The organism is Shewanella sp. SR1 (assembly GCF_020447145.1).
Classification (GTDB): domain Bacteria; phylum Pseudomonadota; class Gammaproteobacteria; order Enterobacterales; family Shewanellaceae; genus Shewanella; species Shewanella baltica.
Window position 1 is genome coordinate 100,506 of the sequence record NZ_JAJAEF010000017.1, and the last position, 13,437, is coordinate 113,942.

Sequence of the window (13,437 nt, forward strand, 5' to 3'; positions counted from 1 at the left end):
TATGATCTACTCGTTCCGCAACTCAGGTTTCAGGGATCCAGAAACTGGAGTCTATAACCAAACCTATTTCATGGAAGTATTCAACCGAGAATGGCATCGTCACATGAGAGAACACCAAAGCTTGGCACTATTGTATCTGTGCCCTCACATTCATGAAACCGTCAAACAACCCCATTTACTCGAATTCTTTACCAAACAAGTGCAGGAAGCACTATTAAGAGCAACAGATATGATTGCGAGGCTTGATCATAATCACTTTGCGCTGGGTTTATTCAACATAGATGAGGTGGGAACTGAGGTAGTGTTAAAGCGAATAGAACAACAAATATCTGACTTTAACCAAGATTTTGGTAAAAATCATAAGCTGACAATCGATTATAAACTTGCCGCCTGCATTTGCTTACCGACGCAAGAAAACAAAATCGAGTCACTCTTCAGTAATGTCAGCCAACTCTCACAAGATCTTGAAAAAAGCCATGATCAATCACAAGCTTTAATCCGCTTGCAGTAAGCTTGTGTTGTAAATTAGTACCAAAGAAAAAGCCCCTTTCGGGGCTTTCAAATTCAAACGCTAAACTGCCAAGCGATTACAGTGTGATGTTATGCATACGTGCTTTCTCTTTGATATAAGAGATATAGCTATTTGCACTCTTCTCAGTCTTCTTATCATTAGCAGCTAATACTGCACGGTTATAAGCTGACTTGTACTGTTTTAAACTTAAATGAGCCAAAGCTAATTCGAAGTTTGCTTCGCCAGGATGATCAATGCCCATGGATATGGCTTTTTCAAGCACAGGGATCGCAGCAGTGTATTGTTCATCCAAGTTTAGTAAGCGACCTTGTTTCAGGTAAGTCTTACCATCCTTGCTTATAGCGGCAGCTTTACCATAATAATCAGCTGCTTGCTTAAACTCTTTAGCATTTTGATAGAAACCAGCCAAAATCTCTAAGGACTTAGCATCCTCAGCAATCAAGCCTGATTTCATGTGTTTCTGATACACTTTAGCAGCTTGATATGGAGCACCTTTCTGTGCCATCAACTGTGCTAAACGGGTAATGTTACCCGCGCTATCTAAGAAACCATTTCTATAAGCTAAATCGTAAGTAGCAAGAGACTTATCATAGTCTTCAACCATCAAATAGAACTGCGCTAATTGAACCCACAGTCTGCCATCTTCAGGGAATAATGGCACCATGACTTCTAAAACGCCAACAGCTTTCTTATACTTCTTCTGGTTGAAGTAAGCTGTCAGTTTCATCTGATACAGACCTTTATCAGGAGCTTCAGCTAATGAAAGACCTTTATCGGCCACTTCAATGACTTTATCCCACTGTTTTAGCTCTGAATGCGCAATACCAATACGACGGTATATTTGAGAATCAGATTTACAAGTGAATTCCATCCACTTGTAGTAGTAAGGAATCGCCTCCTTAAACTTCTTCTCTTGTAACAGCAAATCCGCATAAAGACGCATAGTTGCAGCATGATCTGTGCCACCTAAAATATCAGCTTCAACAGCTTGTTTTAGGTACTTGATCGCGGTATCCATTTTGCCTTTTTCGGCATAAAAGTTACCCAACATACGTGCAACATAGGCTTTATCGAAATCGTTCTTAGCGTTTGCTTCGAGCAAAATAGCAATGGCTTCATCTATCTGGCCATTAGTATAAGCTTCAAACGACTTTTGAACTTTCTTCGCTGCGCCTTCGCCTACCGCTTTAGATTGTCGTTTGTCGATAGGACACTTTTCTTCCGCTACCGCAGAAGAAAGCGTTAATGTCCCGCCACAAACAGAAAGCAATAATAGAGCTGCGATTTTATTAACATTACGCATCGTTATTTGCCTCCCTTATCTAAGGTAAAGTCCAGCTGAACTGTCTGACCAGGTTGCTTCAGTGGTTTGCCATCAACAATCTTTGGCTTGTACTTCCACTTCTTCAGTGCGCGAATCGCTTCTTTATCAAATAAACGCTTTGGCTCTGCTTGAATAACTTCAACGTCATCGATACCACCGAGTTCGTTGATGGTGAAACGAAGTTGTACCCAACCTTCTTTCCCGTCACGCGCCGCAGCAATTGGATACTGAGGTTCGATACGAACGATAGGCGTTGCATCACCATCGCGAGTCATCATATTGCCTAATTTGAAACCAGTACTTGCACCGCCAGCTTCTACACCACCCATATTGAACGACATTGATGTATCAATATTACTTGATGAATCAGGTGGCGTTGTATCAGGCTTCTGTGGTTGCTCTGGTGGTGGTGGTGGCTTAGGCACTACCCTTGGCTTATTCTGTGCTTTTGAATCCTGTCTATCCATAGTGATTTCAATTACAGGGGTCTCGGCCGATGTTTCGCCGCGCTGTGCGCCGCCACCGACCAAGAACGCCATAAAAGCGAACAGACCAAAAGTCACAGCAGCACCAATAATGATCGATACTAGTGCTCTTAGCATATTAATCGTTCCCCGCAGATACCGAAATTTTATCTATACCAGCCGCTTTCACTTGGTCTAGAACTTTAACAACTAAGCCGTGCATTGCGTCTTTATCAGCCTGAATCAATACAGCAGCTTCAGGAGCTTCAGCCAGCATACGCTCAACGTTTGCTGTTACACGTTCGATATCAACCTGACGGTTTTCCATCATGATCACGCCCGTTTTACTGACGCCGATAAAGATGTTCGCCGAAGGCTTTGAAGTCGCTTGTGAAGCTTTTGGTTTGTTATAGTCCAAACCAGATGGTTTCACGAATGACGTTGTTACAATGAAGAAGATTAGCATGATGAACACGATGTCGAGCATCGGTGTCATATCAATTTGCGCTTCCTCATCTATACTGGAATGCTTTTTACGTGCCATGTTCAATCTCTCTCTAGTGGTGCGGCATGCTGTCTTTTAGCTTTTCTAAACTGATCTTCATTTTGGCATCAAGGCGAGTACTGAAAAACACTCCCGATAATGCTGCAACCATACCTGCCATCGTAGGCATAGTCGCCATTGAAATACCAGCCGCCATCAAACGAGCATTACTCGTCCCCTGAACTGCCATCACATCGAACACTGAAATCATACCGGTTACGGTACCTAACAAACCTATCATTGGACAAATCGCCACTAAGGTTTTAATAATCAGCATACGTGCATTCAAATCTTGCTTCGCTTGGGACATCCAAGCTTCACGGATACGGTGTGCATACCAAGAGGTCGTTTCCTCTCTGGCATCCCATGCAGCTATGATTGCTTTATGTTGCTTTGGTGATATCCAATTAAGATACCAATAACGCTCAAGCATCAAGACCCACATTAAGAACAGAACAGCCGCTACAAGCCAGAGGACGTCGCCTCCGGAGGCCATGAAGCCCCTGACGGAATCCCAAATGTCCATCAGGTATAGCATCATTAGTCAGCCCTCTTCTCAGCATGTGCTGCGATGATACCAGCACTTTGCTCTTCAAGGATCTGAACGATTGACTTGCTACGTGCAACAACAATTGCATGCATCAGCATTAACGGTAGTGCAGCAACCAGACCTTGAACTGTAGTGATAAGCGCCATAGAAATACCGCCCGCCATCAGTTTTGGATCGCCAGTACCAAATAATTGGATACTTTGGAAGGTTGCAATCATACCCGTTACTGTACCTAACAGACCCATCATAGGTGCGATAGCGGCCAGTACTTTAATGATTGAAATACGCGCTTCTAATGCTGGAGTTTCTTTCAGAATCGCTTCATCAAGTTTCAACTCTAACGTTTCAACATCAACGTCTTTGTTTTCTTGGTAAACTTTCAAGATACGACCTAAAGCGTTGTTACCAGGCTTATCGACGTTCTTACGTTGGCTATTAACACGAGCGCCAATGATAGTCATAGTGACTAGACGTTCGATAGAGATTAATAAACCCAGTGCTAACAGAGCAATAATGATGTAACCGATAGTACCACCGGCTTCTAAACGGTCTTCAAAACTAGCTTTGTTAGTGAAGATGTTTAGCAGTACACCGCGTGCAGGGTCAACATAGAATGGTGCAGTACCTGAAGTGATTTTTTCCCAGTCAGCAACCGCGCTAACTTGGTAACCTTCTGGTTGTTGAGATAACTGCTGAATTAAACCTAACTCAGAGTTATATACAACATACTTGCCATCGGCTGTTAAGTTGTAAGAACCGATACGATGAATAGTCGTTGTTTTAACGCTTCCGTCGATACCAGTAACAGAACCTTCGAACTTAACAACTTTGCCAGATTGCGCCATTTCAAACAGCTGCTCTTGCCAGAATTGCTCTAGTTCTTCGATTTTTGGTAATTGCTTACGTGCACCTAAATCAGCAATAAATTTATCACGATTTGGGTATTGAGCACTGATGTTTGAGCTTGCCAGTTTACCAGCGAAATCACCGGCTTCACCTTTAACCACACCAAACATCTCACCCAAGTCACCTTGAGCAGTTTTCAGATCTTCTTCTAACTGAGCAATTTTACGCTCGTTATCTAAGAACGCTTGGTTTAAATCTTTACCACGTTGTTTTTCAGCGGCTAAAGCATCTTTTTCACGCTTTAACAGTGCCGCTTTATCACCACGTTCAGCTTGGAATTCTTGCTCACGTTTGCTGTTGATTTTGCCTTCTGCAGCGCGTTCAACTTTAACTTGTTGCAATAATTGGTCAATCGACTTAGGCGCATCTGCAGCACTAGCCATACCAGCAGTTAAAGAGAAACTTGCAGCCAACACAGCTGTAGTAATTAACTTCTTCATTATTGTGCAGTCTCCGCAGCAGGAATTGGTAACGCAAATAGATCTAGAGCACCTTGTTTACGGGCAATGCGGATACCTTTAGTCAGTTCACGCAAATAGCTGTCATCTAACTTATCCCAACCCTTAGATTCTGGGTTGTACATCCAGCCAGTCTTTTGATCTAAACTCTGTGCATAAAGAGCAACACGACCTAAGTTAAAGAAGTCAACCAATACTTCTTTACCATCTAGGTTTAACTTACCTTGGTTAACAGCAACCGCACTACCATATTCACGCTCGATGCTATAAGCATCAAGAATTAAACGGTACTTTTCGGCTAAGGTAACTTCAGCAGTATTAAGAAGGTTTTTCAGCTCATTAACACGATTAGTACGTACTTCAGAGTTGAAAGGTAAATCTAATTGAACAAACTGTTCTAACGACTCAACCATTTTAAACATTAACGGCACTACGCCTTGGCGAAGTTTATCAACACCATTGATGTCACCTTGCACTGAGTCCATTGTCTTTTGTTGATCAGCGACTAAGCTGGCAACATAATCGTTATATGATTTCAGTGATTCGCGCTCATCTGCGACAGAACCATACTCAAAAAGCATGTCTTGTGCTTGATCGAAATACTTATCAACGTTCTTTTGCGACGCAGCAGCATCAGCATGGATCATACTATCCGCTTTCTGCACGTCGGTAAGAGGATCTGCAACAACGAAGTTGCTGCTCGCTAATGCCAGCACGCCAACAAGTGCAGTAGCGATTTTTGTTCTATTGCTTACCTTGGACATAGTTCCCAACCAATTTGAAGTGAATAAAAAGGTTTAACTTACCAGCAACAAAACGAGAAGCAATTAATGCTCGCCGAAAAAATTACTGTAAGTTCGTCTTTCTCTTGTGATTCTTAGTTTTTTCTTCCCTTTCCTACGCCCCTACAGGCATAGACCCGCTGGCATCATTTCACAAAATGTTGACCTGTGTCAACATTTCGGCCGACTAAAAACTACTGTAAAGAGGCGCTATGAATAAAAAATTTTACGAAAGGTGATTTTCTAAACAAAATATCACCGATAAAGTTAATTAAATTGAGTCCGAAAAATCTGCAAGGAATAAAAAACCATAAAAATCACACTATTGCGATAAACTTATTTCGCTCAATAGATTTCTGTAAATTAACATATTTCAACATGAAACTAACTCAGGCAGGTAATCTTTACTTGCATCTAGACTTTGGGATAGAGGATTTTGCAGAGGATGTAGAGTAGGGATTCATTAATCAAGGCAACCTTTATATAGCTGCAACCAAAGATATCTTATCTACTATTGTGTATGGATGAAAATTTCTCTGGGCAACAATAGCCAACAGCATTATTTGTTACCCATCTGAATGCATCAGAGAGGCAATAGTTTGCCTATATCTTTACGGCTATAATCTACTAGAACCATATTTTTGGAAACGAGCACAACTCCTAGCTCATTTTAGGTAACAAAATGGTGAGCTAAAAATAAGAAGTCTCATTAAACAATACTGCCAGTTTACTAGGGTCTGTTGATCTTTCGAGAGTGATTTTTAGACAGCATAGAAAGACGTTAGAATTTGCTTTATCAAAAGTAACCATAATCTCAAGCCATGCAAAGACTTATGCTAACCAATGCACGCTGAGTACTGTAGGATCCCCTCATAATTCATAGCCCCAACAACCATGAGTTAATGGGAGTTCAGCTAGTTTCTTCGCAGCACGAAGCAAATCATCTGCTGATATGGGGTAATCATGCCGTCGCCGCAGCAGCAGTTCTTTGCCCAACCTGATTGTTGATAGCACATTCCTTTTCTTTACCGTGTTTGCTTGGAAGTGCCGCTGTAATTGCTGTGTTTCCCCGTATAATCCTACCCACCAAAATGCCAGTTGCACCAATAACGCTATCAATAGCAGTATGTTCATCCTCGCCGCATAACGTGTTCTGCTATGACGTAAACCAAAGCCATAAGCGGGACTTTTTAAATCTCTAAAGGTTTCTTCTATTTGCATCCGCTTTTGGTAAATATTAACCAGTTTTTGAGGCGACATGGCTTCCATGGTCAAGTTAGTCACCAGTGCCCAAGGCTCTTTGGCGGTCAACTCATACGTCATTGCGCCGTATGGTGACAGTCTGTTGTCGTACTTCGCTGACCTTTTCTGCCTTTACTTGGGGCCCTGAACAATACCATCTCACATAACAAAGGTTTCTTTACCGATAACGCCACCCGCCCAACATGTTTTGCACGACGACGGGCTTGGGGATAAAGCGCTTTTAGTGAAAATTGGCGACCGAAAGGATGCGGCCGATAGACACTCAATCCTCTAACGCGACCCAGCCAATACCAACCGAGCTGCTCGACTTTTCGAAACCATGGATTACGAAAGCCCGCGTCAGTGACTATCAGCGGGGTGATGTTGTCAGGTAACACTTTTCTAAGTTCATTAAGAAACTGATGATGGGCGGTTTGAGTGCCTTGCAGCACTAACGGAAATGTTCGTTCGTAGAGCGTGATAGAGCGACCTTTGATAGCGGCGTTGTTGCACAAATCAGTGAACTAATCGGTGTTGCCATGATCAGATCTTCTGACTCACCTTCAGGACGGCAACATGGGCAAATCAATACGTAAAATCGTTAATTGGAAGCAATACAACCAAGCGTTAGTGAACCGTGGTTCGCTCACCTTCTGGGTGGATGAAGCTGCAGTAAAAGCGTGGTACTGCCATGAGCATCATGGCGGGCGTGGACGCGGGTTAGTTATAGTGATGTGGCGATTGAAACCGCGTTGATGGTCAAAGGCATCTTTAATTTATCGTTGCGTGCGCGAGAAGGCTTTCTCAACTCATTATTTACATTGATGAATGTTCCACTAATATCACCTGATTACACCTCTATCAGTAAACGCGCTAAGACAGTCAATGTTCAGTACCGCAACCCCAGTCGCGGACCGATAGCGCATGTTGTTGTCGATGCCACGGACCTGAAAGTGTTTGGTGAAGGCGAATGGAAAACGCGCAAGCATGGCAGCGAAAAACGCCGCACATGGCGCAAGTTGCACTTAGCCATAGATGCAAGCACTCACGAAGTCGTTGCAGCTGAAGTCAGTCTTGTGTCAGTCTTGTGTCAGTAGGCGATAATGAAGTACTGCCGACTTTACTCAATCCTTTACGGCGAAAGATAATGCAGGTATCGGCAGATGGGGCTTATGATACAAAGGGTTGTTATCAATTACTGCGACGTAAAGGCTGCAAAGCTACCATCCCCCCGCGCTCAAATGCGGGGTTATGGGAAAAGGGGCATCCACGCAATGAAGCCGTAGAAGCACTGAAAACGGGTCAGCTGAAACAATGGAAAATCGATAACGACTATCACCAGCGTTCTCTAGCAGAGACCGCCATGGGCCGATATAAACAGTTGAATAGTCCAATGCTAAGTTTACGTGATTACAATGGGCAAGTTGCAGAGGCATTGGCTGGTGTGAAGGCGATGAACAAAGTCATTAGACTGGGTATGGCCGTTCGCCAGCAAGTTGCTTAATCGGCCAGAAGTCTTGGAACGATTACGTTCTATGAAATGATTTAATCAACAACGCCTTTGATAGCGATAGAGGCGCGTAGTGCAATAAGCTCACGACCTTCACGCATATCTGACCAATCCACCAATATTGTCGGCATCGTATGTGCTGTTAGCAGCCATTTTGTATGCCACTGATAAACAGCCATTCTTTCATGGTGAAGATGCGGATTGCCCAACAATCTATCCATGCGTTTTATTGAGTGCTTAGTATGAGTGCTGGTGCCATCAATGTGCCGCCCTAAATGCGTTAGGGTGAGGCAATCCGCGTTGATAAGTGCTCGGCAAGCAACCATGAGGGTATTGAGTCGCTTTTGATGGATTTCTGGACAATGTTGATAGAGAGATTGATGTAAGATAGTTAACACTTGCACCTTGAAGTCCTGTGATTGATGTTTGTTCGCACTTCCATCTGATCACACTTCAAGGTGTAAGTTCACTCCAATCTAATGATTTATATGTAAATCATCAGGGGATTCTTCAGCGCTGAGTAATGGAAGTATTGGTAAAAGCCGAGCCGGTAATTCAACCAAAGTCCACTTAGCAGTCAACAGTGGAGGATTGCCGATTTTTTTCAAATTATCAGAAGGCCAGAAACACAATATCACGCATACTCCCAACCTAGTTGAGCACTTGAAACAGGTTGGAATCGTGATTGCAGATAAAGGTTATGACAGTGATGCTTTCGCCAATTTATCGTAACCATAGGCGGGACATCTGTTATCCCTAATTGCCTCTATAAAAATACACCTCCGGAGAAGGTCGATTGGTGTTTATATCGATATTGGCATTTAGTAGAGAAGGCTTTTGTAACAATAAAAAAGTATCAACATGATATGGTGATTTAGCAAGAAATTAAGCCAGTATAGTGTCACTGGCGTTTATGTTAATGTTGCTGCCGATGTATTGCTGGGAAACATTTTTCAGCAAAGTTCAATAGATCCTAGCAACACAATCTAATTTTCTGATATTAAGCAACTAATAAGTTAACTCGCGCGTTTAGGTTAACCAACGTTAGTGTCATCCTAATAACATTTATACGACCATGCTTTTAACCGCCCAAACATTTACAATAACAAAGCACATCACTAACAGCCAAAACCAAACTTAATCAATTGAAAGTATTAAAAAGACAACATGATGAACTTCGACCATTATTAGTACCATTAACAATTACCAGGTCAGTACTCTTTCGTTCAAAATAATTATTTAAACGTAATAAATAAAAAACACTAATAATCAATCTATTATTTCTAGAGCACTGAAAACAATCGTTATAAAAATGGAATTATTTTGATGAGGTGGCTTAGGGGAAATATATTAACGATAGTGAATGACATACTTTATCATTACTAAAATAACTTTCAAATAAGCTGTATTCTTCATAAAATTTATAAAACTGTTACACAAACGCTATTGTAGGTTAGTTCCATACAATTATTAGTGTAAAAAGCCAAACACTCAACCATAGAAATGAAGTCTATACTATTTTAGAGCTGGCTACCCATCATGTTAAAAAAATAAATAATTAAAAATAAACACTAATTGTCGATTCTGTAGTTTGTATGCTCAGAAAATAAAAAACCGGATCAAAAGATCCGGCTTTATTCATTCAATGCTTCTAAACTACAACTTTCGATTAGAACTTAGCAGTAACACCTGCATAGAAATAACGTCCGGTTACATCATAAGCTTCTGATGCAGTATTAATCCCGGTAGCCCCAGAGTTAGTACCTTGCGGTAATAATGGTGGTTGTTTATCAAATAAATTACGGACACCTACCATTGCTTCCCATCCATTTGCAAAGGTATAGCTCGCATTTACATCATGGTATATAACCGCATCAATATCGTTAAAAGTAGTTAAAGAGGCACCATCTGTGAAGTTACCATTGCTTTCATCTACTGAGTCAACTACTGAATCCCAGTAACGCATACGCCATGCGAAACTCATTTCATCAAGTGCATAGGACAAGTTCAAGTTAGCTCTATGTTCTGGATGCGTAACATCACCGACATAATCAATGGCCTCACCAGATAGAATACCTGTAACAACATATTCATTTGTATAGTTCCAAACTAGTTGAGCTTTAAAACTACCTGGGCCTAAATCAGTCGTATAATTAAATTCAGCATCAATACCTGAAGTATCAATGTTATTTTCGTTAGATGTCCCAGAATGAACTTCAATCAAAGCACCTTTCTGATCGCGTATAGCAGCTCCATTACAATTTTGTGAGAACTGACTTGCATCAACATCAAAACAACGGTTCAACACTGTTGTGCGACTTGTTGTAGAAATTGCATCCTTCACAGAGATATCATAGTAATCCAACGTAAATGCTAAATCATCAACGATTTGCCAAATAATACCTGCACTCCAAGTATCAGCAGTTTCCGCTTTGACATCTGGGTTACCACCTTGCGTACCACCCGTGCCTTGACGCTCAGCTTGCGTCAATGTAAAAGCACCATCAGCAGCAATACGATCACTTACGGCTTGAATTGCGCGACAATTAGCTGCCGCATTACCAGTAGTAGCAGCTGTCACACCATCACAAGGATCAGCAACATTACCAAAAGTTTCACCGCGTCCACCAAATAAATCTGAGATATTTGGAGTACGGATTGCTGTAGCAGCTGATGCCCTCACTTTAAATGATTCAAATGGCGTATACTGTAAGCCAGCGTTCCATGTCCAATCACCACCAGTAATAGAATGATCAGCATATCGAGCCGCTAGATCAAATTCTAAATTTTCAAGGACGGGAAGAATTGCCTCAACATAAACGTCTTTTGAGTACAATTTACCATCAGTAGGATCTGACTGGTTAGTACTTGATGCACCTGTTTGAGCTAAATCCCCAGGGCTGTAAACGCCACGTTCTTCACGATACTCTAACCCCATTGCAACGCCAATATCACCACCTGGTAAAGCTACAGGTAAAGATCCTGTCACACTACTTCCTAATACAAATTGCTCTGCTTGACCATTTGCTTTTGCTGGAGATTCAATATACTTCACAGCTGCATCTGATACCGTACCAGCGCCAAACATATCTAATGGAACGCAACCTTGTAAACGTGCTAATTCACTAGCACAAACTAAGTCACCATTAGCATCTTTAATCACATCCAACGCAAGGGCTGCACGCTCCTTGTTTACTTGGCCGCCATTATCTTGTGATTGATCTGTACGACCCCAAGTTAAATATGTTTGAGATGTCCAAGTATCATCGATTGCCCAATCAACACCAGTAGCAATACGCACAGTATCTCTTTCTAAGTCAGTAGAACGAGCACCAAACTCAACTAAACGTCTAACAAAAGATGTTTGGTTTAAATTTGTAATACCATCTGCAATTAAAGCATTACGTAAGGCATCAGGAATCAGAGGCGAATTAATATCCATTCCACCTTTACCATTACGGTTTTTCAACCACACATCATTTACAACATCTAACGGGGTAGGCTCAATTGTCGAATCTTTAGTTTTAGTCGTATTCCAGTTCAATTCAGTGAACATCGATACGTTATCTGCAAGCTCCATAGTCAAGCCTGCAGCTGCATACTTACGCTCCAACGGAGTGACTAACTGACGATATGATGCTCGGTTAAAGCTACCCGTTGTACCTGAATATAGAGTACCGTCGCCATTATATTTCCCGATACGACCTTGCGGTGGGTATGAAGAGTTAACTGGGCCTGCATACTCATTACCATTATCATCTAATAATATCGCCAGATCTTGCTTAGAAAAATCTCTATCAGTTGCTTTAATACCTTCATCGTCATCATAGCCTAGAGAAACCCAAGCATTACCACCTGACCAAGTCTTACCAGATGTGACGCTTACAGTTTTAGTCTTACGATCACTCTCGCCAGAAATACCTGTTTGAGCATTTACCTCCACACCGTCAAAATCTTTACGAGTGATGATGTTAACAACACCGGCTACAGCATCTGAACCATAGATAGCTGAAGATGCACTTTTTAAAATTTCGATACGCTCAATCATCGAAGTTGGAATTGCGTTTAAATCAACTGCATACCCACTCGAAGGATCAACACCAGAAACAAATCTGCGGCCATTAACAAGAACTAATGTTCTCGAATCACCTAAGTTACGCAATGAAGTTGTATTAAGACCAACTGTAGATGTAGTAAAGGCACTATTAGACTGGTCTGAGCCTGCAATTGTTACAGGTGACGAGTTCAGAATATCTGCAACGTTAATTGCACCTGTTTGAGCTATATCTTCTCTAGATAAAACTGTGATAGGTACAGTGGTTTCCATATCAGTGCGTTTGATACGTGAGCCTGTCACTTCAATACGTTCAACTTTTGCGCCAGCTTCATCGGCTGCAAATGATAAGGGTACGTTTAACGCCGCAGCAGTAACACCACTTATCAACGCAAAACGTACTGACTTAGCTAATAAGCTATTCTTATGCATTATCTATCTCCCTAGATATTTGTTATTTATTATTTTTTACTCTGTGTACACCCCCACAAAAAATCATAGACACATACACAGGAGATACAATAAAAGCACACAGAAAACATTAAATCAACAAATACAACTATTGAATGACATATTTAGAAAGCAAAAATAAAAAAACCAACAGGCAAACCTTTTAAATACAACAACTTATTATTACAAAGAAAAAAACACAAATAAAAGCACTACACGAGGTAAGTCTAAGGGGCTACGTCCGGATATTGGTCACAGGTAAATTATTTTTATCCAAACGAATACTTTAACTCAGCATTAAAAATAGTAAAATCATATAATTAGGTGAATTAATCAACTGAACTACACCTAAAATTTGTACTACTGAGTTCAGTACTAAACACTAGGGTCTGTTGATCTTTGCTGTACAAATATTGTTCGGCAATACATCGGCAGCCACATTAACATAAACGCCAGTGACACCATACTGGCGTAATTTCTTGCTAGCTTGTCATATCTTGTTGATATTGCTCGATAGTGTTTAATTCTTCCAAAAGCATTCTCCACTAAATGTCGATACCGATATAAGCACCAATCGACTTTTTCTTGAGGTGTATTCTTATAGCGGCGCCTCGGAATAAC

At 41.4% G+C, this 13,437-nt stretch carries 9 protein-coding genes and 4 pseudogenes; 3 read left to right on the forward strand and 10 right to left on the reverse strand.

Going from position 1 to position 13,437, the window contains the following annotated elements; genetic code table 11:
• The first annotated feature begins 1 nt into the window (after position 1).
• The gene (locus tag KV201_RS15845; protein WP_006081161.1) at positions 2–511 is read left to right on the forward strand and encodes a diguanylate cyclase; all 510 of its coding nucleotides are present in this window, start codon (positions 2–4) and stop codon (positions 509–511) included.
• 76 nt (positions 512–587) lie between these two features.
• On the opposite strand, the gene KV201_RS15850 is transcribed toward KV201_RS15845, so the two are convergent.
• The 7 genes and pseudogenes from KV201_RS15850 to KV201_RS15880 all read right to left on the reverse strand — a co-directional run.
• On the reverse strand, positions 588–1,835 hold the full coding sequence (locus tag KV201_RS15850; protein ID WP_226059887.1) for a tetratricopeptide repeat protein: 1,248 nt from the start codon (positions 1,833–1,835) through the stop codon (positions 588–590).
• A gap of 2 nt (positions 1,836–1,837) precedes the next feature.
• The gene (locus tag KV201_RS15855; protein ID WP_012088830.1) at positions 1,838–2,458 is read right to left on the reverse strand and encodes an energy transducer TonB; all 621 of its coding nucleotides are present in this window, start codon (positions 2,456–2,458) and stop codon (positions 1,838–1,840) included.
• A gap of 1 nt (position 2,459) precedes the next feature.
• Positions 2,460–2,864: a biopolymer transporter ExbD gene (locus KV201_RS15860; protein WP_006081158.1), complete on the reverse strand. Its 405-nt coding sequence runs from the start codon at positions 2,862–2,864 to the stop codon at positions 2,460–2,462.
• A gap of 13 nt (positions 2,865–2,877) precedes the next feature.
• Positions 2,878–3,405: a MotA/TolQ/ExbB proton channel family protein gene (locus KV201_RS15865; protein WP_006081157.1), complete on the reverse strand. Its 528-nt coding sequence runs from the start codon at positions 3,403–3,405 to the stop codon at positions 2,878–2,880.
• Positions 3,405–4,760 (reverse strand): MotA/TolQ/ExbB proton channel family protein, encoded by a 1,356-nt coding sequence (locus KV201_RS15870; protein ID WP_006081156.1) that lies wholly within the window; start codon positions 4,758–4,760, stop codon positions 3,405–3,407. The genes KV201_RS15865 and KV201_RS15870 overlap by 1 nt, the downstream gene beginning before the upstream one ends.
• A complete protein-coding gene (locus KV201_RS15875; protein ID WP_006087403.1) occupies positions 4,760–5,542 on the reverse strand; it encodes a DUF3450 domain-containing protein in 783 nt (260 codons plus the stop codon). The genes KV201_RS15870 and KV201_RS15875 overlap by 1 nt, the downstream gene beginning before the upstream one ends.
• A gap of 888 nt (positions 5,543–6,430) precedes the next feature.
• Positions 6,431–7,302: pseudogene (locus KV201_RS15880) on the reverse strand (IS4 family transposase); the annotation flags it as partial.
• A 76-nt stretch (positions 7,303–7,378) separates the two neighbouring features.
• Here KV201_RS15880 and KV201_RS15885 point away from each other — a divergent pair.
• A pseudogene (locus KV201_RS15885) lies at positions 7,379–8,306 on the forward strand (IS5 family transposase).
• A gap of 53 nt (positions 8,307–8,359) precedes the next feature.
• On the opposite strand, the pseudogene KV201_RS15890 reads toward KV201_RS15885, so the two are convergent.
• A pseudogene (locus KV201_RS15890) lies at positions 8,360–8,716 on the reverse strand (IS4 family transposase); the annotation flags it as partial.
• 103 nt (positions 8,717–8,819) lie between these two features.
• Here KV201_RS15890 and KV201_RS15895 point away from each other — a divergent pair.
• Positions 8,820–9,201 (forward strand): annotated as a pseudogene (locus KV201_RS15895) (transposase); the annotation flags it as partial.
• Positions 9,202–9,981: 780 nt separating this feature from the next.
• Here KV201_RS15895 and KV201_RS15900 read toward each other — a convergent pair.
• Both KV201_RS15900 and KV201_RS15905 read right to left on the reverse strand, forming a co-directional pair.
• Positions 9,982–12,798: a TonB-dependent receptor gene (locus tag KV201_RS15900; protein ID WP_226059888.1), complete on the reverse strand. Its 2,817-nt coding sequence runs from the start codon at positions 12,796–12,798 to the stop codon at positions 9,982–9,984.
• A 393-nt stretch (positions 12,799–13,191) separates the two neighbouring features.
• Positions 13,192–13,437: transposase (locus KV201_RS15905; RefSeq protein WP_226059889.1), on the reverse strand; the 246-nt coding region annotated here is incomplete at its 5' end.